This is a genomic window from Parashewanella sp. 2210YD4-3 (assembly GCF_056591735.1).
On sequence record NZ_JBWQOG010000011.1, the window covers coordinates 25,429 to 46,860 of the forward strand.

Annotated in this window: 21 protein-coding genes; 4 read left to right on the top strand and 17 right to left on the bottom strand. The window is 39.3% G+C overall.

Going from position 1 to position 21,432, the window contains the following annotated elements:
* From AC1EU0_RS15205 to AC1EU0_RS15240, 8 genes are all read right to left on the bottom strand, one after another.
* Complete coding sequence (locus AC1EU0_RS15205; protein ID WP_480303415.1) at nt 1–237, bottom strand: hypothetical protein; 237 nt, start codon at nt 235–237, stop codon at nt 1–3.
* Between the two features lie 214 nt (nt 238–451).
* A complete protein-coding gene (locus tag AC1EU0_RS15210) occupies nt 452–3,028 on the bottom strand; it encodes an ankyrin repeat domain-containing protein (RefSeq protein WP_480303416.1) in 2,577 nt (858 codons plus the stop codon).
* Nucleotides 3,029–3,269: 241 nt separating this feature from the next.
* Nucleotides 3,270–3,815, bottom strand: a complete 546-nt coding sequence (locus AC1EU0_RS15215; RefSeq protein WP_480303417.1) for a hypothetical protein — start codon at nt 3,813–3,815, stop codon at nt 3,270–3,272.
* Nucleotides 3,816–3,904: 89 nt separating this feature from the next.
* Nucleotides 3,905–4,525 carry a response regulator gene (locus AC1EU0_RS15220; protein ID WP_480303418.1) on the bottom strand — a complete coding sequence of 207 codons (621 nt, stop codon included), beginning with the start codon at nt 4,523–4,525 and terminating at the stop codon, nt 3,905–3,907.
* Entirely contained in the window at nt 4,518–5,942 is a 1,425-nt protein-coding gene (locus AC1EU0_RS15225; protein ID WP_480303419.1) for a cache domain-containing protein, read from the bottom strand. Before AC1EU0_RS15225 ends, AC1EU0_RS15220 begins: the two co-directional genes overlap by 8 nt.
* Before the next feature lie 110 nt (nt 5,943–6,052).
* On the bottom strand, nt 6,053–6,727 hold the full coding sequence (locus tag AC1EU0_RS15230) for a LutC/YkgG family protein (RefSeq protein WP_480303420.1): 675 nt from the start codon (nt 6,725–6,727) through the stop codon (nt 6,053–6,055).
* A gap of 4 nt (nt 6,728–6,731) precedes the next feature.
* Nucleotides 6,732–8,177, bottom strand: a complete 1,446-nt coding sequence (locus AC1EU0_RS15235) for a LutB/LldF family L-lactate oxidation iron-sulfur protein (RefSeq protein ID WP_480303421.1) — start codon at nt 8,175–8,177, stop codon at nt 6,732–6,734.
* Nucleotides 8,177–8,953, bottom strand: coding sequence for a (Fe-S)-binding protein (locus tag AC1EU0_RS15240; RefSeq protein ID WP_480303422.1), 777 nt, complete (start codon nt 8,951–8,953; stop codon nt 8,177–8,179). Before AC1EU0_RS15240 ends, AC1EU0_RS15235 begins: the two co-directional genes overlap by 1 nt.
* A 144-nt stretch (nt 8,954–9,097) precedes the next feature.
* Between AC1EU0_RS15240 and AC1EU0_RS15245 the strand changes: the two genes are divergently transcribed.
* From AC1EU0_RS15245 to AC1EU0_RS15255, 3 genes are all read left to right on the top strand, one after another.
* Nucleotides 9,098–10,000 (top strand): LysR family transcriptional regulator, encoded by a 903-nt coding sequence (locus AC1EU0_RS15245; protein ID WP_480303423.1) that lies wholly within the window; start codon nt 9,098–9,100, stop codon nt 9,998–10,000.
* Nucleotides 10,001–10,173: 173 nt separating this feature from the next.
* Entirely contained in the window at nt 10,174–10,548 is a 375-nt protein-coding gene (locus tag AC1EU0_RS15250; RefSeq protein WP_480303424.1) for a hypothetical protein, read from the top strand.
* A 104-nt stretch (nt 10,549–10,652) separates the two neighbouring features.
* Nucleotides 10,653–11,246 carry a hypothetical protein gene (locus tag AC1EU0_RS15255; RefSeq protein ID WP_480303425.1) on the top strand — a complete coding sequence of 198 codons (594 nt, stop codon included), beginning with the start codon at nt 10,653–10,655 and terminating at the stop codon, nt 11,244–11,246.
* A gap of 59 nt (nt 11,247–11,305) precedes the next feature.
* Here AC1EU0_RS15255 and AC1EU0_RS15260 read toward each other — a convergent pair whose 3' ends face one another.
* From AC1EU0_RS15260 to AC1EU0_RS15275, 4 genes are all read right to left on the bottom strand, one after another.
* Nucleotides 11,306–12,226, bottom strand: coding sequence for a metallophosphoesterase (locus AC1EU0_RS15260; protein ID WP_480303426.1), 921 nt, complete (start codon nt 12,224–12,226; stop codon nt 11,306–11,308).
* Nucleotides 12,227–12,233: 7 nt separating this feature from the next.
* Entirely contained in the window at nt 12,234–12,869 is a 636-nt protein-coding gene (locus AC1EU0_RS15265) for a hypothetical protein (RefSeq protein WP_480303427.1), read from the bottom strand.
* A gap of 101 nt (nt 12,870–12,970) precedes the next feature.
* A complete protein-coding gene (locus tag AC1EU0_RS15270) occupies nt 12,971–13,396 on the bottom strand; it encodes a GNAT family N-acetyltransferase (protein ID WP_480303428.1) in 426 nt (141 codons plus the stop codon).
* A gap of 90 nt (nt 13,397–13,486) precedes the next feature.
* A complete protein-coding gene (locus AC1EU0_RS15275; RefSeq protein ID WP_480303429.1) occupies nt 13,487–13,690 on the bottom strand; it encodes a hypothetical protein in 204 nt (67 codons plus the stop codon).
* A gap of 232 nt (nt 13,691–13,922) precedes the next feature.
* Between AC1EU0_RS15275 and AC1EU0_RS15280 the strand changes: the two genes are divergently transcribed.
* Nucleotides 13,923–14,975: a patatin-like phospholipase family protein gene (locus tag AC1EU0_RS15280; RefSeq protein WP_480303533.1), complete on the top strand. Its 1,053-nt coding sequence runs from the start codon at nt 13,923–13,925 to the stop codon at nt 14,973–14,975.
* Between the two features lie 53 nt (nt 14,976–15,028).
* Here the strand turns inward: AC1EU0_RS15280 and AC1EU0_RS15285 are convergent, their stop codons facing one another.
* The 5 genes from AC1EU0_RS15285 to AC1EU0_RS15305 form a co-directional block, all read right to left on the bottom strand.
* The gene (locus tag AC1EU0_RS15285; protein ID WP_480303430.1) at nt 15,029–17,023 is read right to left on the bottom strand and encodes a methyl-accepting chemotaxis protein; all 1,995 of its coding nucleotides are present in this window, start codon (nt 17,021–17,023) and stop codon (nt 15,029–15,031) included.
* 232 nt (nt 17,024–17,255) lie between these two features.
* Entirely contained in the window at nt 17,256–18,059 is an 804-nt protein-coding gene (locus AC1EU0_RS15290) for a M48 family metallopeptidase (RefSeq protein ID WP_480303431.1), read from the bottom strand.
* Nucleotides 18,060–18,132: 73 nt separating this feature from the next.
* Nucleotides 18,133–19,200 (bottom strand): quinolinate synthase NadA, encoded by a 1,068-nt coding sequence (gene nadA / locus AC1EU0_RS15295; protein ID WP_480303432.1) that lies wholly within the window; start codon nt 19,198–19,200, stop codon nt 18,133–18,135.
* A 73-nt stretch (nt 19,201–19,273) separates the two neighbouring features.
* Nucleotides 19,274–19,762 (bottom strand): hypothetical protein, encoded by a 489-nt coding sequence (locus tag AC1EU0_RS15300; protein ID WP_480303433.1) that lies wholly within the window; start codon nt 19,760–19,762, stop codon nt 19,274–19,276.
* A 122-nt stretch (nt 19,763–19,884) separates the two neighbouring features.
* Nucleotides 19,885–21,426, bottom strand: coding sequence for a dihydrolipoyllysine-residue acetyltransferase (locus tag AC1EU0_RS15305; protein WP_480303434.1), 1,542 nt, complete (start codon nt 21,424–21,426; stop codon nt 19,885–19,887).
* Nucleotides 21,427–21,432 lie beyond the last annotated feature (6 nt).

A 21,432-nucleotide genomic window follows, 5' to 3' on the forward strand; every position in this document is an offset into this window, starting at 1 on the left:
TTATAGCTTACTTCTTGGTTTGTGAAATTGTCTTGATTGATCAAGCAAAGAAGTCGATAGATCATTATTACCGATATGATAAATAGAGCCACGTGCAACAAACCTTGCCACTTCAGTTCCTTTTATATGATAATATTTTGAGCCGTCAGTAAGATTTTCTGTAATAAAGCCTTCTTGCTGTTTGGAGCAAAAATCAATCAAATTTGAGATATCTGTTTGACTTATTATGCTTGCCATATATCGCCCCTCATAAACTTCAATTATTTCTAGATGTGGAAGTGCATAATAAAACGAGATTAATCAATTGATTAATCTCATTTTTTTATAAGTTATATTTAATTCTCACTCGTTTGCTGGCTTCGTACTTAATCTGTATAAAGAAATCAATATCGTTTTGTTTTTACTAACCAAGCCAATCGTGGTTTCAGCATCATACAGGGGTGGGATGAAGTTACTCACCTTTTAAGGCTTCTTGAGTTTTTTGTAATCCCAGAGACTCAGCTAAACCTAGTGCCGTATAACTTTTGCCTGAAGTAAGCCTCGAATCGTTTCCCGAATAAGTAAAACGGTCTGATTTCCTAGCCCCCATTTTTAGTATCCAGCTTATGAATGAATAATTTCCATAATATGCTGCAATGAACAGTGGAGAGGCTTTCCCCCCTATACCTCCCTCATCGTAAGTCATGTTGATACCGTCAGGTGAAGCCTCTGCCATGGACTTGGAACACTCCAGCATTCCATGATGTATCGAAAGTGCCATTAATGATGATTGTTCAACAATAGTGGTTGCTAAACTTGCCTTATCAGCCACTCTTTCAAGAATAATCTCTGCAACTTCAGAATTTTTGCTTTTAAGAGCAGCTGCTAGCACCTGAGATTCGGTCATAAATTCACTATCCAGTAATGTATTGATAATATCTGCACCCTTTCCTTTCATGCCTGAACCTTTCTTAACTAAACCTCCTAATGCCAAATCAGATAAGCAATAGTTCTTAAAGTGTCTAACTGCTCCGCCTGTCCATAACCGCTTGAAACACTCATCTTTGCCATTTTCCACAGCTCGTTGAATAGGTGTTCGTTGCACCCTAAAACTATATTGCGGTGAGTAAGATTCAGCGACGTTTTCAAGTGAAACACCATGCTCAATTAACACTGAGAGCGCGTCCAATTTTTCGTGAGTGATGGCTAGGTGAACCATGTCTTCGCCAGACTTGGTGACTGCATTTGTATTTTCGATCGCACCACATTGGAGTAAATGAGTTAATGTTTGAATTCTGCCGTAGATCACAGCCAAATGCATTGGTAACAGGCCCTTACCATCAACGGTAACATAAGACACTGATTTGGTGTTGAAATTGATCAATTTCACAGCAATGTCTTCATGGGCATCAATAATGGCTAAATGTAAGGGCATAAAACCTTTATTATTACTACTACGTATTGATACATCTCTTTTTATTAAAATTGTGACACAGTCTATGTCACCTTTCATCACAGCAAGATGCAAAGGTGTATTATTTTCTTTAGTGAGAAACTGTGCATTGGTGATTGATAGGAGTCTTTCTAGCAGTACAGTGTTGCTGGTGTCTATAGAGGTTACAACCAAATTTTGTTTTGCTTTTTCGGTTAATAATTCCCCTAATATGTCCTGTTCGAGTTGATGAAGAACAGCTGCATTTTGTAACACAGGATGATTCGAATACGGTGTGCCTTTAGTTATAGAGGCAGAAATTAATTGAGCGCAAACTTGTGGTTCGAGTTCACTCAGTAAGGCGGCTTCAATAAATGATTGAGAGCAATCAGGTGATGTTAAAATGTCATTTATTTCTGCATTAAATTTAGGCAGTTTTTGCCACCAACACAGCTTTTGAATTAATGTAACTTTTATCGCTCTTTTAACTTCTTCAGCTATCTCTTGGTTTTCTACTAGCAGGCGATAGGTTTGTTCAGCTTGCTTTGGATTTTCTGTATTGCAAATCATTTGGTTTGCAATATCTACTTGCGCCTTTTGTTTAAGGCTTGTCCATGCAATTTTAGATATAAATTGAGGCCCGAAAAAATCTAAGGCCTCACCATTACGTTGTAAATAGATTAAATTATTTAGACAAACGACTTCCCAACTAACACAGCCACAAATGGGAGCTGCAGTCTGATGACTTCCTAACAGCTCATCTTTAACAAACGACAACAATATGAAAGAACCTTTACTCTTAGGTGCTGAGAAATGTCTAGCATCTGCAATTTCTTGCCCATATTCACAAGATTGCGTCGGCTCTGAAAACTGGATAGTCATTCCTTCTCTCCACTTCAGTTTTTCAGCATTTTGTTGCTGTAATTGTTCGAGCATGATGGTTTGTGTTGAAACTGAGAAGATAAGTTTCGCGATATTTTTTAATAGTACTGCATCACCTGGAGATAGTGAAACAGACCGATTTATTGCAGGAGCTTCTGAAAGCTTATCTAAGAAACAAAGCTCGGTAGCAAGATTTTGCTGTAGCCATAACGTAAGCTGCTCGACGCTTAAATGGCTTTTTGTTTCACCAATAAAAACTTTTGCGATAATTGTCAGTTGTTGCTGATAAAACACTTCAACCAACTCTTTTGGTTCCAATAAGTGGTACATTAAAACAACAACGCCTTGCTCAAGTCCCTTTGGGTTGTTTGGGTTTGAGTGAAATCCAGTATTTAATCGAGTCAAAACCAATTGTTTGACGTTATCATCGACATGTTCTGATACAAGTTGACTGATGAGCCAATTCAGCATAGCGATACTTTGGACTGCAGAGGTATCGCCATCGATAGCCAATAGGCTATATTCCCTAATGGTACTTTTGAATTGTTCCAGTTGAGTTGTCAGCATTGAACCTTTTCTTTTCTCGCAATAAGCTTCGAATATGTTTTGATTTACGGCAATAGCAACTTGAATATATCCGTCTTCATCCAATATTTTTTGCTTCGATAATGCGTCTCTTTCAGTGCCTTGAACTATAGATGAACTCAGGTCAGTCGATGCTACTGATGCTGCCATAATATTTGTGCTCAATAAATTAAGTTATTTACTTTATGATTCTGCAAGGAATGTAAGTTCAGAAACATGAATGAGGATTCATGTTTTCGATAAGAAGGTTTAACATTGAATTTAGAAGGTAGATTGAAGTTGTAATCTTTACTCTGTATGTGCTGATAACTTACAGAGCAAGATTAAGATTGATATAGAGCTTGGAATGTTTAGGCGTAACAAAACCAAAAACTTCAATTGAGGTCGCCTTTTAATCACAAGGAACTTGAGGCCAAATAAAGTTATTTGCAATATGGTGGTGACCTTGTTCACGAGCAGCACCTCTAATTGCATTCTGTTTATCCAAGTCACTCATATTTTTTGTTTTAGGTAAATTTAACCATAGGTTCAATGCTGCTATAAAGCAGTCTTCTTGTTGACCCATATTATTTTTCTTAATTGTTTGTAATCCCGAAAAATCTGAAGTTAGTATTACAAAGAAACTACACCACTTTGGATATAATTCTTTTAAACTAGTCAATAATTGCGGTATTTCTCTATGCTCATCTTGCCCTTTTATCGCTGGAAATTTGGATAGTAGCCCATCAATGTTTGTACCATTTTGAATAGTAGCTGACCCACTAACATGAAAGCCTGTTAAATGAGAGTCGGGATTCAATTCAAATACTAATAAAGCTTTACCATTTTTTGGTTCTAAAACATTAGCTATGCCAGAAACCTTATTTCCACTCATATTTACTAATAAAGCTAATAAACTTTCATGTACCAAAGTATTACTTGCGGCTGATGTTGCCATATCAATGACTTCCTAAATAGAACAATATTCGTAATTGTCTTATAGTCATCCTTAATCAATACTGAGTAACCATCAGATTTTATTGAGCATTATTTATCAAGCCCATAATCAATCGCATATCTCACCAAGCCAATGGTCGTTTCAATATCCAATTTTTGTTTGATATTTCGTTTATGGGTTTCGACTGTTCTAACACTGACATTCAACTCTTGAGCAATGCGCTTATTACTGAGCCCTTGAGAAATCAATCGCAAAACCAGTTGTTCACGACGAGTCAAAATAGCTTTTTGTTCACCCGAAAGTTCATTGGACAAAATCTCCGTAACTTCAGAGCTAAAGTAAGATTTCCCTGAAACCACTTTCTTAATGGCTGCAATCAATTCACTGCCGGGAACATCTTTGAGTATGTAGCCGTTTGCGCCGTGACGCATTGCACCAAGAATATATTCTTTGTCATCATGCATGCTTAGCATCAGCACTTTGCAATCTAAACTCTGTTCTTTGATGAGCTCTAATACATACATGCCATCCATTTCTGGCATATTGATGTCCATTAGCACCAAATCAAAGTCATCCTTATTTAATAGCTCCCATGCTTGCTTACCATTCTCGGCTTCAGCGCTGATCTCTAAATCTTCTTCAAGACTTAACCTTGCTCGTAATCCCTCACGGAAGAGCGGATGATCATCAGCTAATAAAATTTTATACATTGTTCTCACCTATTGATGGTGTTTCACTTGCATTGTTTGCCACGTATCTCAATTGATCTTGTGGGATTTTTGCAATCACCTTGGTTCCAGTTTCTTTTGATTTGACTTGAAGCTCACCGTAATAAAAACTCAAACGCTCTTTCATATTTCTAAGGCCAATACCCTCACTGCGTTTTTCGTTTTTATCGCTATTTTCATAGCATGCATGGTTAAAGCCTTTGCCATTGTCGGCAATCGTTAGCGTTAGCCAGCCCGGTGTTAATTTTAATGTCAGGGTGACTTTTGATGCGTTGGCATGCTTTTCCACATTGGTTAATGCTTCTTGTGCGATACGGTAAAGCGTTGTTTTTACATTCGGTGAAAGAATATTTCGGATCGATAAACGAGTCACATTCACTTCTATTCCCGTACGGTTAGAAAAGTCACGAGCAAGTTCTTCTAATGCTGCACCCAGACCATAATCTTCAAGTACACCGGGATGTAGCTGATGAGAGATACTACGAATATCTCCCATGATTTGGCTGATTAGCTCCATCGAACGCTCTAATTCTTGTTCTGCCGACATTCGTTTTTGCTGCTTTAATAATGCTGTTTCTAAGGAAAATTTAGCTGCAGCGATGGTTTGGCTAATACCGTCATGCAACTCACGCGACACCCGTTTGCACTCTTCTTCTTGAGTTTGGAATATACGCTCATTGAGCTGCCTAAGCTTTTTGTTCGCCAATTTACGCTCACTAAAGCGAATAAACAGGCCTGTGATGAAGATGGTAATAATTGAAATCAGTCCGATGACAAGCGTGAAAATTGATGTACTTTCAATATGCTTACTGATATTGGTATTAAGGGTCGTTACTTCTTGATCAATATCATCAAGGTAGACACCTGTGCCTAATACCCACTGCCATTCATCAAGAAAGGTTGAATAAGCTAATTTTTTACTGACTTCGCCACCTTTCGAGGGTTGATTGAATACATATTGTATGTAACCACCACCTTGTTTAGCTTGCTCTATCAAACCCTTGATGATTTTGACACCATTTTGATCTTCCATATCCATCCAATTTTTGCCGACACGCCACGGTTGGTTTGGAAGCACAAGGTTAGTGCCATCAAGTTTATAGGCAAAATAGTATCCATCTTCACCAAATCGCATATCATTTAAAATCTGTTTAACGGCTTTCTGTGCTTGCTCTTTTGATAGGCTTTTGTCTCGATAAATATGAGCAATTGCACCTTCTGCAAGCGAAATATAATTTTTTAGTTCTTCTTTACGATGATTAATCACACTGCGCTGGTATTCATTAGTGGTTTGCTCAGAAAGAGATTGGTATTCGACTTGAGTGACAATCAGTACCGCGCTCAGGGCTGCGATAAGCGGCAAGATGGTGACTAATTGCAGCTTGATATTTATGTTCATGTACAACTCCGATTATCTAATAACCTTGCCTCCTGCAATTAAAAATGGGATTGAATCAAAAATGTGATCCAAATCCCATGATGTAAGACAAAGAAACAAGAAAAAATTGGTCAGGTGTTTATTAACAAGACAATCAGTTCTTTAGGGCCGTGAGCGCCGTAAGCTAAGGTTTGTTGAATATCTGCGGTTTTTGATGGCCCCGAAATAAACACAATATTGGTTGGCATGTTTTGCTGCCACTTTTGTTTAATCAAGGCATCTGAAAAACTGGAATACAACTTTTTAGCATCAACAACCACAAAATGGACTGGCGGCACCAGAGACAAAGTGCGAGGCTCATTTTCATCTGGCCAAAGTACAATAGTGCCTGTTTGGGCTATTGAACACAGTGATGTCGTTAATGATGCAGGAACCTCATTGAATAAATAAGGCTTATGCTTCTCTATGTTAAAATCGTACTCTTGCACCTCTATTTGCGCACTTAATCCGTCTTTGTATTCAGAATTGGTGCCGATAAGAAGTTGATTTAGGTTTCTTTTACTTAGTTCCTCAACAACGATTTTCTCAATATTCTCTTTTGAGGTATTTATGACTTGAGCATGGTTTGCAGTTAGATTGTTGGTAAATAATTCCAATTGTTGCTGATGGCTGAGTTCTGGGTATTCATAAGTTTTTTCAACGGGTAACTTACTGTAATCGGCTCCAGATACTTGTGCTTTTAACTTTGCCAAAATGCTCGATTTTGACTGACTGCTAAGTTGTTGTAATTCAGTGTTAGTATCCATGCCCTTACCCTCTTTCTCTTAACCTTTCGTGTAACGTTTTCGCGGCTGGTTTAGGTGCCGTTCTCACACTTGTCCATCCACCAAGTTTGTTGGGGATCAGGAACCGAAAGCGCGTTATCATAAACATTGAGAATCGATATAATGTCGGTACTTTGTGAACCAGTGACCATGCTTTCCAAATATTGGCTTCAATGGTTGTTCTACCGCTGCCTTGACCTTTCATAATCACGGGTTGCTGTGATTTAGGTTTGACATTCTCCTTCCGGAGTCTAAGCAGTAACTTAGGAATAGGAATTTTAACAGGACACACTTCGCCACAAGCACCGCATAAACTTGAAGCCGTTGGTAAATTACTGGTGGCTTCCAACCCGAGCATGTGAGGTGAAACAATTTTTCCGATCGGCCCCGGATAAACAGTGCCATAAGCGTGACCACCTATGCGGGTGTATACAGGACAATGGTTCATACATGCACCGCAACGAATGCATTGCAGGGTTTGTCTTAATTCATCATCAGCAAAAGCTTGGCTTCGACCATTATCCAACAGAACAAGATGTACTTCTTCTGGCCCATCTTTCTCGCCTTTTTTACGAGGTGATGAAATCATATTGAAGTAGGTCGAAATGATTTGTCCCGTTGCACTTCGGGTCAGCAGGCTTAGCAAGGGAGGTACATCAGCCATTTGCTCAACGACTTTTTCAATTCCTGTAATGGCAATGTGCAAATCAGGCACCGTCGTACACATGCGCCCATTACCTTCATTTTCAACAAGGCAAAGTGTGCCTGTTTCTGCAACCGCAAAGTTCACGCCTGAAATACCGACATCGGCATTGCAAAACTTTTCACGCAAGGTTTTTCGCCCTTGTTGAATTAAGGCGTCAACGTCGGTGGTATGCTTGAATTCATCAATGTTGTCAGAAAATAGATCGGCTACCTGCTTTTTGTTTTGATGAATAGCAGGCATGATAATGTGGGAAGGATGCTCTTTTGCTAATTGAACAATGAACTCTCCCATATCTGATTCAAGACATTCAATGTCTCTTTGTTCGAGGTAATCATTTAAAGCGGTCTCTTCCGACACCATAGACTTACCTTTAACAACAGATTTACCTTTTTTACTGGCAATCAACTGAGCAATGATTTCATTGGCTTGAGCTGGTGTTTCAGCCCAATGAACGTGAATACCATTGTTGGTAAGATTTTGCTCCAACTCCTCCAACAAATGCGGCAACTTGAGTAAGCAACGTTGCTTGATAAGTTGAGCTTGTCGTCTGAGAGTTTCTAATTCATCTTGCTCTGGAAAAGCACTCTTACGCTTATCCATTAGATAATCCATAGCACCACGAAAATTACTACGTAACTCTGGATTCGCTAAATCTCGATCTACGTTTTGCCTAAACTTTCGAGCTGAATCGGCGTACTTACTTTCTTGCTCATGAATATTCAACATTATGAACCTCTTTGAGCCTTGGTTCGTGACAGTAAATAACTTGCAATATGCTCACCACGGAGAGATTGCTTTTGATGCTCTAATGAGCCATTAATATTCATCATACAACCGTGATCAGCACTGACATAGCGCACAACATCAGCATTAAGCAAATTCTTAGTTTTATCTCCAACCATTGCAGCTGAAATATCGACATGCTTTACAGCAAACGTACCACCAAATCCACAACATTCACTCTCGTAATCATGTTTTATTACTTCAACATTATCTAGTTGGTCAAGTAATTGATTACCTGTGATATGTACGCCCATTTCACGTCGTGCTGCACAAGATGTATGTAACGCAACACGCTCTGGCGAACCTTTATCTTCTAATCTGATATGCAGTGAATGAACAAGAAATTCCGTAAATTCAAAAATGCGATCGCAAAAGTCTTTGATTTCGGGAACGTCACCCAAAAGCTCCAAATAATGGTGGCGCATCATGCCGCCACACGAACCAGAAATAACAACAATCGGAATATCCAAAGGAAATTGCTTTATCTGCTGAAGTGCAACCGCTTTTGCTTCATCTTGATAACCAGAGTTATAAGCTGGTTGACCACAGCAAGTCTGTCCTTGAGGGAAGATAACTTCAATGCCTTGGTGCTCAAGAAACTCAATCGCATCCATGCCAGTATCAGGAAAGAGAGTATCGACAAGGCAGGTTCCATACAAATATACCTGTTTTGGCTTTTGTGGATAATGGCGGAGGTGTTGACTATTTAATTGGCTCATAACAATACCTTAATCTCTTAGGCCAACCTCAAAGTTTTTAACGTCTTGAGATCTTGCTCACGAATCGTGTCAATCTATACGCATAATCATTATTAATATATAGTGATGCAATTAATTTATTATTTCCAAAAAGCACATAATAGAATGGCAAATGCTAATGAATTGGCACTGTTTGCATTACTCGTCAATGCGAAATCGTTTAAAAAAGCCTCTGAACTTGCAGGTATTTCTCCTGCAGCGTTCAGTAAAAGAATCGCAAAGTTGGAACAGAGTTTAGAAGTTCAGTTACTTTACCGGACCACTCGAACATTACGTTTAACTGAAGCTGGTGAAATCTTATATCAACATGCGAAAGGTATAGATAAGCAAGTTAATGATGCAGTTAGTGCCGTTAGTGATTTTAGCGGAGAATTAACCGGTACCATTAAAATGACGGTCCCAACAATTTCAGGAGAGTTATTACTTGCAGAAACTGTAATGGAATTTTGTCAGCAGCACCCTAACCTTAACGTTGATATGCGATTAGAAAATGAGTTTGTTGACCTTATTCAAGAGGGACAAGACTTAGCCATACGTACAGGCGTTTTAACAGACTCCAGCCTGATAGCGAAACCCATTATTCAATCAAACTGGGTTGTGTGCTGCGCTCCAAGTTACCAACAAAAACATGGTACTCCCCAAATTCCTCAAGATTTAGTTAAACACAATTGTTTGGCTTATACCTACCAAGCAAAAGGGGCTCGTGAGTGGCGTTTTACCAAAAACAACCAAGAAGTGTGCATTAATATTAAAGGCAACTTTACAGCCAATAATGCTCAAGCTCTTAAAAAGGCTGCAATTGCAGGACACGGCATTGTCTATGTTCCCAAATGTTGTGTGTATGAGGATTTGCAAAACGGTGATCTTGTTGAATTACTTACTGATTATAAAGCACGTTCACTGGGGGTCTATGCCGTTTATCCCTTTACCAAACATCAAGCCCCAAAAGTTAAAATGCTGATTGAGTTCATCACCAAAGCGTACCTAGAAAAAGTTGAATATTTTTAACTTGATAAGTCCAAGAACCAGAATTGCTATTGATGTACTCGATGAGTTTTGACAAATACTGCTTAAATATCGAATTGAAAATCTAATAATAATACTTGAGCCAGATCAAAACGTGATTTTTTTATTTGATTACACTCCTTTTCCGTATTTTGTACTCTAACGTGGATATTTAAATGAAAGGGTTTTCTATCGGGATCATTGGTGCTGGACAAGCAGCGACGGAACTATTACAACAACTCGTTGCAGCTGAATTTGTCCATATTGTTGCTGTTGCCGACTTAAAAACAGACACTCCAGGAATCAAACTAGCGGAAGAGCACGGTATTCCAACTACAACCAATATGAACGATATTCTAAAGCTTGGCGAAGCAATTGATATTATTATTGATGTAACTGGTGTTTGTGAGGTTAGAAATCAATTAAGGCAATATATGTCAGAAACCAATAATAGACATACCGTTATAATGCATGAGCGTTTGTCTGCATTAATGGTTTCTTTGGCCAAAGGCACACTGGTTGATATGAAAGGCAGTGACGACACTTATTAAATTCGGGATTACTAACTGAATTGCTTTTTCAACACTTTGAACTAAACCCAAAAAAAATGCTCATATTCTCTGAACTTTAGGACTTACAATAATAAGGAGATTCAATGAAAAGAGTTTTTTTGGGTTTAATAATTTTAACCACCATTTTCTCTACAGCCTGCACAAATATACCACTAACCACTATGTATAAAATGATGTCCATGAAACCTTTGGATATCGACCCCCGGCAATTGATCATAGCTGTTGGCTCACCTCACGGGTTATCTGTGAAAAACGGGGATATAGTCATGGACTTTAGCTTCAAGGCACCTGCTAATGGTTTAAACCTAGACAACAAGTTTATGGTTGAGGTTAATAACGCATACCCTACTCCTACTGAATTGAAAGACGAAGTTGAAGATAATCGAAAAATTACATTTTTACAGCTTGATGAAAATGACGCTGAGACAATGTACCGAGCTCAACAAATAATCAAAAAGTACAGAGAAAGCCATGAGGATGGTGCAGGCTCGTTTTCTATTAAAATACAATCTGTTTGTATGAACAAAGCATTCAATGCAGACGATATGGAAATAGATTTGTTTGTAAAACTTGAATCAAACGAAAAATTTTTTACGTTTATGGAAGGACTTGATCCTACTGATTTTAAAAGTGATAAAAAGAAGTCCTCTAATATTATTCCAAAATGTGATTCATGATGTTTAGAAAGGTTCCTACACTGATGCGACTGGAGGAACTTTAATTCAACACCAAGGAGTTATCCACTCTCCACAAAATTATCATCCGTTAATTTTTTTTCACCACTCCAGCGGTAAGCCACTAAATCCCCACCTTTTGCTACACTGTAATCAACACAAACCGCCTTTGGAGATTGAATTTTAGGCTTACCTTGTAACCAGTAATGGCCAAAAAAGATTGGCACATCATCTTGATAAATAAATGAGTTAGGGATTTCAGAGTCTGGCAACAAGTGCATGTACTCCTCAGGTACAGTTAGAGCCAAATTTTTATAAGTTGGAGCAACACCTCCCCACCACTTTATTCGAATTTGATGTCTTGGATTGCCATCTTTATCTCTAAAGTAAACACCATCTGGTAAATCCTGTTCCACCGCTTTCATCACATTTTCAATTGCGTGATTATCGGGGTGTTCCGTATCAGATGCCGTAACATACATGGCTTCGGGTATTGTGCCGTCAGCGTTTAGCCGTTTGTTTAGATGATTAATGCTTGGGGGAAACCAACAAGCATGAGCGATACGAATATCACCAAGATCTAAAAATACAGGGAGAGTTTTAAACCAATCTAATGCTTCTTTGTGTTGCTCACTGCCCAGTGGAAACTCATTCAAAAATGTTTGATGTTGCAGGGTATGTTTCGCATTATGTTTACGAAGATATTCACCGCTTTTATCAGGATTTGCAGTGGCGTAGCATATAGCGTTGAATTCATGGTTTCCCATAATTGCCAATGCACTCCCCTGTTCTACCATAGCTTTGACTATTTCAATCGTTGCAGCATTTTCAGGGCCTCTGTCGATATAGTCACCGACAAATATGGCTTTACGAATCGGATGTTGAAAGGCACCATCAACCATGGCATAACCCATTTTAGTTAATAGATTAACTAATTTAGTCGCGTGCCCGTGGATATCTCCAATGATGTCGTATTCTTGCATAAGCTTTTTAGTCTTTGTAACCCCAAGGCGCAGCTGGCGGTGTTATTGGCTTGGTAAGGTCAAAGTCCACTTTAAATTCACGCCCTTGTCGAATGAGTCGATAAGTGTATTTTTCAGGATAGATGAAAATCTGCCAAATATTATTATTAGATTGAGGAATACCGTGCTTAACAAACAACTCTTTTGAGTATTGATCTGCTGGAAATGATTGAACATTTCCCCAACCAGCATCGATCGTATGACCACCGTACATAGTTGAAGCATCATACTCACCGTTTGCCATTCTGTGATCGTGCTTAAGACTCAAACCTGAACCCGTTTTGGTAATGATCCAAGTTCGAGATGCATCATTGCCAACATGAAACGGAATTTGCAGTTCAGTATCACTGCACTTTCTCACATGCATAATCAACTTTTTGCCACTAAAAGAACCATTGTCTTGGTTATCTACAGTCACCTTACCTTCATAAGCCTTACCACAATGCGCCCTTAGTTCATTAAAAAAAGCATCATGAGTTGCAGTACTCACTAATGGAGCAGGCTTAATGACAGGTTTACCTGTTGGCTGAATTGCAGAACCTGCATGGGTGTAGGTTGAAAATGCTGCCACTACTATTGCGGCACCTATCATGTATTTTTTCATTGTTGTTATTCCTTATTGATTACATGATTTTATAAGTTTATGAATTATATAAGTAGAAATAGAGTAATAGTATGGTAAACAGTTACTTATCAATACTCATATCAAAGGTCTTTAACCAAACAGTAAGTAGTGTGTCCCTTGGGGTAATCTGCTAATTCCCCATACACACGATAACCACATTTTTCATAAAACGGGCGTGCCTGAAAACTCAAAGTTTCTGTGCGCATATGAGTAAAGCCTTTTTCACGGGCAAAGTTTTCAGCGGCTTCCATTAAACGGCTTCCAACCCTTTGACCTCTGGTTGCTTCAGAAAGCCATAACAGTTCGATAAGGCAATAATCCCAGAATGCGACTGCCCTGATACCACCTTGCACATTACCCTCTTCGTCTCTCGCAAATACAGCGAATTTAGTATCAGGTTCAAACACGACGTCATCAGACATATGTTGTTGGTTGAAAGACTGAATACCTTGGCTAATGGTTTTTAAATCTTCTTTTGAGGGGGTCGAATTTACTTCTATAATCACGCTTAATTCCCTTTTACCGCAAAAAACTGTACTAGTTAATAATAAAAGGCACCAATATACGTGCCTTTTAAACATCAAGCCAGCGATTCATCACTCAACTTGAGTTATCTTTATTTGTTTTTCTCGATAGATAAAACGCTCACAACTATGAGTTCGAGCAGGGATCAAAGGTGGCATTTGGGGCTTTCTCCAAGTTGCAGGATGAGTGCAACGAAGCCCTAAACCAACACCAAGAAGATGAGAGTAGAAGCGGCAATGTAAACAGATTTTGTCATTTGAATTGAATCGAGACATGGTAGTTTCCTTAGTTTGATACCAAGGCAACAGCGAGGATTAATATGAAATAACGCTTTAGCTGGATTTATATACCGACCGCAAGTTGCCATTAAATCATCGGTTGTGTGTAACCAAATCATTATAGCCACCTAGCCGTCTACATCAAGTATTGTTTTAAGATTCTGGTCGGCTTGGAATACAAGATATAGTTCATTATCATGTGCACTTTAAACACCGAATGAGAACAGCTTTGTTAGATATTATTGCAGGTAAGACAGCATCAAAAGCCATTGAGCAACATGGCTTTAATCAAGATCTATTTAGTGCTTTTTTGGGCGCGAGTGGCGGCCCTAAGTGGTTTAGCCTATTTGGCTTAGATAAATACATATTCGGTGAATTTTTTAAAGGCAGAACTGAAGAGCTATACTTGATCGGCTCCTCAGCAGGAGCATTTCGCAGTGCTTGCTTCACTCAGAATGATCCCGTCGCCGCTATTACGCGACTGGCAGAATCTTATTCAGAAACGGTTTATTCGAGTAAAGTTGATGCTTCTGAAGTGTCAGCTAAAGCAATCGAGTTACTTGATTATATGCTAGGTGAAAATGGCATTGAGGAGATCATTAACAATCCTATTTTCAAGGCTCATTTTTTAGTAAATAAAGCTAATGGCTTAATGCAATCAGACTCAAAAGGGTTACAGCTTGCATCTTTGTTAAAAAGCTACATGCTCAATCGCATAGATAGAAAGTTACTTAAAAGCCAGTTTGATCGTTTTGTATTCCATCACCCTCAAAGTCAACTTGAAATCAATGACCCCTATGACTTTAATACGCAGCATGTGCAATTAACCACTGAAAACTTAAAACAGGCTTTATTGGCTTCTGGTTCTATCCCTCTTGTAATGGAAGGAATCAACAACATTCCTAGTGCTCCACAAGGAAAGTATTGGGATGGCGGCATTGTGGATTACCACTTTGATTTTGAGATAAATCATAATGACAAGTTGGTACTCTACCCTCATTTCAATCATCAACCTAAAGCGGGTTGGTTTGATAAAAACCTGAGTCGTAAAGTAATGAGTGAACACTACGATAATGTCGTTATGCTAGTGCCATCGACAGAATTTGTTGCTTTACTGCCCTACGGAAAAATACCTGACAGAAAAGACTTTGAAACTATGGATGCAGCCACTCGCATCAAGTATTGGAAAACGGTTTTGGCTGAAACAGAAAAACTAGCAGATTCATTCGAACAGTTTTTGGCTACTCAGGATTTGGGCAGAATCAAAGCTTTTTCATCGTAACTCAAGTTGGTGATTGCTAGGTGTTTATTACCACCTAGCAATACTCTTTCAAATTAAGACACTTTAAACTGGCTAATTCGTTCTGTTAGTTGAAGTGAAGCCACAGAAAGCTGTTCATTTAACTGCATAATTTCTGAAGCTACTTCTTTAGAACTCTGATAAAGATCATTTATTTTAATCGCATTAGCATTCACTTCTTCTGTTACACAGCTTTGTTGTCCCGTGGCTGTAGCAATTTGAGTGTTCATTTCATCAATAGTATTGACGTACTGAACAATATTTTTTAAATCTTCTCCAGCTAACTGAACTTCATGAACACTCTCATCTGCTTTATCCATTCCTCTAGCCATAGCTTGAACGGCTTCTGCTGCGCCACTTTGTAGTCTATCCGTCATGTTTTTAATATCTGAGGTTGACGCTTTGGCCCGTTGAGCAAGGCTACGGACTTCATCTGCTACTACTGCAAAACCGCGACCAGACTCACCTGCTCGAGCCGCTTCAATAGCCGCATTTAATGCGAGTAAATTGGTTTGCTCAGCAATGCCTGAAATGACATTTAGCACCCCTACTATTCCATGAATCTCATCATCTAGAGCATCGATAGTATTTGAAGCGGTTTGCATTTCACTTGCCAACTCACGTATACACAGATCCGTTTTCTCTACTTCGCCATTACCCTCTTGAGCTTCTTTATTGGCTTGATTTGAAGCTTGTGCAGCATCAGCAGCGTTACCTGCAATTTGACTGACAGTGGCACTCATTTCAGACATCGCTGATGCTACTTGTTCAGCTTCAGATTGACCAATTTGAACATCACTATTCATCTGCTCACAGCTGTGAGAGAGTACATCAATCGCTCGGGTAATACTTTCAGTGCTTGCTCTGGCATTAATAATAACTTGCTCAAACTCTTGCATCATTTTATTAAAGGTTTGCGCCAGAGAACCAAATTCATCCCTGCCTTCAACGAACATACGAGTTGTTAAATCGAGATGCTCTCCGGCAACCGAGACTTTCCTACTCACATTGGTAACCGTACGTTTCAAGTAGCCTGCAATACTTAATGTCAGTAATAAAACAGCGGTAAACATGGATACCAAAATGGCGAGATTGGTGATCAGTAAGCTCGAAGCCTGTTTCAGTTTTTTCTGGGTTAACACAACAATATTGGCCGATAACTGCTTTTCAGTTTGGCGTAATTTCTCAATACGGCTCGTCGCCACACTAAACCAATTTTCAGGTGATTGTTGTGAAATCACAGAGATGTCTTGATTAAGAATGTATTGACGATATTGCTCTACTTTCTTTATGGAATCTGAAGCCAGTAAGCTTTTGTATTCTGATAACTCATTTCCGCTTGATAATGCCATGAAGCGTTCTTGATACGCGTTTTGCTCTGCAATAAGAGTGACTATTTTTGCTAACTTTGTTGAATCTAATCGCGACTTGCCAAAAATTGAACTCGAAACAGCACGTTCGATTCCCGCCCGCTCCTTCATTTGCAAAAAAGCGCCAAAAGCGGTGACTTTATTTGCTATTCGAGCATCTTTAGTTTGCTTAGAAATGATGTCTATAACCGAAAGGAGCAGCCCATTTAATTGAGTATAAAATTTCACTTGCTCATGCAAAGTTATGGATAAAGAATCGACTGATTGCCTAACGCTTGATAACTTAGACAATTGAGACTGAATTGAACGAACTTGAGATTTTAAGGACTTAGGTATTTCACGCGTGCTCAGCTCACTATGAAGCTTATTGATTTCTTGATCAACTTTCAGCCGCTGACTAGGAATGACTTGTTGGAATATAGTACCAGATGAGCTTATGTAACCGGCACTCATACCCCGTTCTTTTTGTAACTGATGTACCAAATCACTGTTACGTTCAGCAATATTTGCCAAAAATTGGATTGAACTTAGGCTTTGTTTACTGTCGTACTCTTGTTTGATAACTGCCCCTGCATATATCAAACTACCAATCAATGCAGGACAAACAAGAAGATATAATTTTTTAGAAATGCCTAAATCAGCAACCCACTGCCAGCGCATAACCCCACCTATCGCTTATTAGTATAATTTGGGAGCGTAAAGTAATTGTTCTAGGGCATGTTGTAAACAGAGTTTGCTCTGATAACTTACTGAGCAACTAATTAATTATTGTGGTTTTGACTAGGATCAAACTGTAGTGAGTTTGTTTAATTTTTTGCTAAAGCTTTGGCAGTGTACAAAACAAAAAAACGTGTCATAAAGACACGCTGATTTTTAAACCTTAAGCTAATTTTTAGATGCGACAATTAGGGTTATTGCTAGATTGATTTTTAATCGAAAGCGCACTATTCATATGCTTTTGCAGATCTTTGATGCGAGATTCAGGTGCAGGGTGAGTTGATAGAATTTCCAAACTGCGCTTTCCGCTACTCGCTTTTTGCATATTTTTCCAAAGCTCAACTGACTCTTTTGGATTAAAGCCTGATTTGGCCATTAAATTCAAACCTATTTCATCAGCTTCCGTTTCTTGGATACGACTAAAAGGTAAAGTTACAGCCACTTGAGAGCCTACGCCAAGAGCCGACATAATAGCGTTACTCTGCTTTACGTCATTAGCCTTAAGCGCAGTATTTGCTACCTGTAAGCCAATACCGACCAAAGCATTATTAGAAACTCGTTCGTTTCCATGCTCCGCAATCACGTGCCCTACTTCATGCCCAATGACCGCAGCTAATTGATCCTGATTTTTAGCTACTTTCAACAAGCCTGTATATACGCCAATTTTCCCACCGGGAAGCGCAAAGGCATTTACTTGCTTACTGTCAAATACGACCACTTCCCACTTACCGCTAAATACATTTTTAGATACGTATGGAGTGATTGCATCAGCTACACACTGTACATAACGATTATATTTTGGATTGTGAGAGACTTTTTGCTTACCTTTGATTTGATCAAATGCCATAACGCCTTGTTGATCAATTTGACTAGAAGAATATAGCTTTAGTTGCTTCCTTCCCGTTGGAGATGTTGAACAGCCGGCTAATACTAGACTAGCCAAGCATAAAGCTATAATTGGGGAAAAATTTATTTTCATGGTTTTATTCCGTTAAATTCCAAGGCAGATTGCGGCTCAATGATAAGTACTAAGCCGCAAATTAAAAGTAAAATCAAGCGTTTCCTTTCACTTTCATGTTTAATTCTTTAGCAAAATTCAACATGCGATCAAGCGGTACTAATGCTCTATCACGAATAGTCTCATCGACAAAAATCTCGTGATCCAAAGTATCTGTTGCAGTTAATGCATTCTCAATCGCCTGAAGACCGTTCATCGCCATCCAAGGACAGTGAGCGCAGCTTTTACACGTCGCACCGTTACCGCCTGTTGGCGCTTCGATGAGTGTTTTACCCGGAGCTGCTTGTTGCATCTTATAGAAGATACCTTTGTCAGTAGCAACGATAAACGTATCGTTTTCCATCGTTTGTGCAGCTTTGATAAGTTGACTTGTTGAGCCTACAGCATCGGCCATATCAACAACACTTGCAGGCGATTCAGGGTGAACCAATACTGCGGCGTTTGGATATTCTTTTTTCAATTGAAGTAAAGCTTTTGATTTGAACTCATCGTGAACAATACATTCACCTTGCCACATCAACATATCGGCACCCGTTTCTTTGGCAATATAACTGCCTAAATGACGGTCTGGGCCCCAAATGATTTTCTTACCTTCGCTATCAAGGTGCTCAACAATTTCTAGGGCAATACTTGAGGTTACAATCCAGTCAGCACGAGCCTTTACTGCCGTTGAAGTATTGGCGTAAACCACTACAGTATGATCTGGATGGGCGTCACAAAATTCACTAAAGGTATCAATCGGGCAGCCTAGATCTAATGAACAAGTCGCTTCAAGATTTGGCATTAATACTGTTTTATCTGGACTAAGGATCTTAGAGGTTTCCCCCATAAACTTAACACCAGCAACAATCAACGTTTTTGCAGGATGATCACGACCAAATCGTGCCATTTCTAATGAGTCGGAAACACAACCGCCCGTTTCTTCTGCTAATGCTTGAATTTCAGGGTCGGTATAATAATGGGCAACAAGAACCGCATCTCGCTCTTTTAATAATTGTTTAATACGAGTTTTGTATTCTTGCTTTTCACTGTCTGATAATGGAACGGGTTTAGCAGGAAATGGGTAGTCAATTGTTTCGATTTGTGGTGCCGCTTGGCTCATAACGCTTCCGATGGAATACAACAAGTAATCCGAGCATTATATACTCTGTATGGCTTTTGTTGCAATTTGTCGGCTACTTCCTGTTCTTCATAGCTGCTCTTGTGGAGAAACAAGCCTCACTAGTTCTATAGCTATGATGCGAAGCTAACTCTTTTTGTTTTTGCGCATTATAAATTTGATATTCTTCTCTTGTCATTTGTCCGCTAACTTTATCAAACTCATCACTTACATCTGATTTAACGTAAATTTTTATAATTTTCTTTGGTTCATTATCTGTTTTATCACTTGTTTCTGCCCCTTCAGAAGAAGTTGCAATTTTTACTTTTTCTTGTTTTTTATCTTTTACTTTTTCTCTGTGCTTTGCACTTTTCCATTGTTTTTTATCTTGCTTGCTAAAGAAATCATCTAAAGTAACTGATTTTCCTTGGTCTGAAGCATCTTTAGCTTTGTATTCGCCAAGTTGAGAAGTTTTTTGTTGTTCAGGGTTATCACCCAAACTTAATCTCTGAATGGTTTCCTGTAACTCACCTTTACCTATAGTCCCACTTCCACCTGCAGCCATTATTCTAACTCCACAATTGTTTTTTATCGTTATATCAAAATTTTAAGCTCATGGAAGTTAAATAAATTTCATAAAAAAAGGGTGCCAAAATGACACCCTAGTTTTATATTAATAATTGAGAGTTATTTCATCGCCATCAACATATCTTGTGGTTGCTCAAGATATTGCTTCCATAAGTTACAGAAACGAGCAATAGTGCCACCATCAATAACACGATGATCACCAGACCAGCTTACTTGCATGATGCTACGAGCTTCTACTTCACCTTTGTCATTAAAGCGAGGTAGTTTTTGTACTTTACCTAAAGCCACAATCGCCACTTCTGGTTTATTGATGATAGGTGTTGCTACCGTACCGCCCAATGCTCCAATGTTAGAAATGGTGATTGTACCTTGCTTAAGATCAGCAGGAGCCACGCGACCACTGCGTGAGTCATTGGTTAAGCGGGTAATATCCGCAGCTACTTCTAAGATGCTCTTAGCTTGAACATCTTTAACATTAGGTACAAGCAGACCCACTTTAGAATCTACCGCCATACCAATGTTGTGGCTCGCAAGATACGTCAGTTCACTGCATTCTTCATTCACACGGCTGTTAACGATTGGGTATTCGTTAATGGCAAGTGAGAGCGCTTTCATGAAGAACGGCATCATCGTCAGCTTTAACTCATCTGACGAATATCTGTCTTTCATCTCTTTACGTAATGCCATCAAATCAGTCATGTCGATTTCATCGCAATAGGTAAAGTGAGGAATGGTCGAAACTGACTCTTGCATCATCTTCGCCATTACCGCTTTAACGCCTTTAATTGGCTCGACTCTATCTGCAGCTGTAGTAACTGGAACCATAGCGTGAGATGCATCAACTTCAGCCACTTGCTGTGCGACTGGAGCAGCCTTACCACCAGCAAGATGCACTTCAATGTCTTTCTTGTAAACTCGACCGTTTTTACCCGTACCTTTTATTGTACTGATATCAAGGTCGTGCATACGCGCCATACGACGAACAGCAGGACTTGCTAACGCTTTACCTTGACGAACAGGCTCAGAGTGAGTGGTTTGCGCTTTTACTTCGCTAGCAGCTTCAGTTGTTACTGATGCAGCTGCATTGCCCTCACCTTCAACCTCAATGGCAAACAGAGGTTGATGAACGATCGCAATTTCACCCTTCGCATAATACAGCTTGGCAATTTTACCCTGCTTCATTGCTGGAATTTGGACTAGGGCTTTATCTGTCATTACATCGGCAATAGGTTGATCTTCAATTACTTCATCGCCTTCTTCAACTAACCAGTCAACCAATTCACACTCAACGATTCCTTCACCAATATCAGGAAGTAGGAAGTCTTCGATTTGAGTTCCTGAAGCAACAACAGGCGCGGCTTCTACAGCTTGCTCAGTAGGTACAGGAGTCGATTCTCCCTCGCCTTCTACTTCAACTGCGTATAACGGCTGATGAACAATCGCGATTTCACCTTTAGCATAATAAAGCTTTACGATTTTACCTGGATTTGGAGCAGGAATTTGAACCAAGGCTTTATCGGTCATTACGTCAGCAATCGGCTGATCTTCAACAACAATATCACCTTCTTCAACTAGCCATTCGACCAGCTCACATTCAACAACGCCTTCTCCAATATCCGGCAAAATAAAGTCTTTGATCATGTCGGA

Coding starts and splice junctions, on each gene's coding strand:
- AC1EU0_RS15205 (WP_480303415.1), bottom strand. CDS start 237: ATGGCAAGCATAATAAGTCAAACAGATATCTCAAATTTGATTGATTTT.
- AC1EU0_RS15210 (WP_480303416.1), bottom strand. CDS start 3,028: ATGGCAGCATCAGTAGCATCGACTGACCTGAGTTCATCTATAGTTCAA.
- AC1EU0_RS15215 (WP_480303417.1), bottom strand. CDS start 3,815: ATGGCAACATCAGCCGCAAGTAATACTTTGGTACATGAAAGTTTATTA.
- AC1EU0_RS15220 (WP_480303418.1), bottom strand. CDS start 4,525: ATGTATAAAATTTTATTAGCTGATGATCATCCGCTCTTCCGTGAGGGA.
- AC1EU0_RS15225 (WP_480303419.1), bottom strand. CDS start 5,942: ATGAACATAAATATCAAGCTGCAATTAGTCACCATCTTGCCGCTTATC.
- AC1EU0_RS15230 (WP_480303420.1), bottom strand. CDS start 6,727: ATGGATACTAACACTGAATTACAACAACTTAGCAGTCAGTCAAAATCG.
- AC1EU0_RS15235 (WP_480303421.1), bottom strand. CDS start 8,177: ATGTTGAATATTCATGAGCAAGAAAGTAAGTACGCCGATTCAGCTCGA.
- AC1EU0_RS15240 (WP_480303422.1), bottom strand. CDS start 8,953: ATGAGCCAATTAAATAGTCAACACCTCCGCCATTATCCACAAAAGCCA.
- AC1EU0_RS15245 (WP_480303423.1), top strand. CDS start 9,098: ATGGCAAATGCTAATGAATTGGCACTGTTTGCATTACTCGTCAATGCG.
- AC1EU0_RS15250 (WP_480303424.1), top strand. CDS start 10,174: ATGAAAGGGTTTTCTATCGGGATCATTGGTGCTGGACAAGCAGCGACG.
- AC1EU0_RS15255 (WP_480303425.1), top strand. CDS start 10,653: ATGAAAAGAGTTTTTTTGGGTTTAATAATTTTAACCACCATTTTCTCT.
- AC1EU0_RS15260 (WP_480303426.1), bottom strand. CDS start 12,226: ATGCAAGAATACGACATCATTGGAGATATCCACGGGCACGCGACTAAA.
- AC1EU0_RS15265 (WP_480303427.1), bottom strand. CDS start 12,869: ATGAAAAAATACATGATAGGTGCCGCAATAGTAGTGGCAGCATTTTCA.
- AC1EU0_RS15275 (WP_480303429.1), bottom strand. CDS start 13,690: ATGTCTCGATTCAATTCAAATGACAAAATCTGTTTACATTGCCGCTTC.
- AC1EU0_RS15285 (WP_480303430.1), bottom strand. CDS start 17,023: ATGCGCTGGCAGTGGGTTGCTGATTTAGGCATTTCTAAAAAATTATAT.
- AC1EU0_RS15290 (WP_480303431.1), bottom strand. CDS start 18,059: ATGAAAATAAATTTTTCCCCAATTATAGCTTTATGCTTGGCTAGTCTA.
- nadA (WP_480303432.1), bottom strand. CDS start 19,200: ATGAGCCAAGCGGCACCACAAATCGAAACAATTGACTACCCATTTCCT.
- AC1EU0_RS15300 (WP_480303433.1), bottom strand. CDS start 19,762: ATGGCTGCAGGTGGAAGTGGGACTATAGGTAAAGGTGAGTTACAGGAA.
- AC1EU0_RS15305 (WP_480303434.1), bottom strand. CDS start 21,426: ATGATCAAAGACTTTATTTTGCCGGATATTGGAGAAGGCGTTGTTGAA.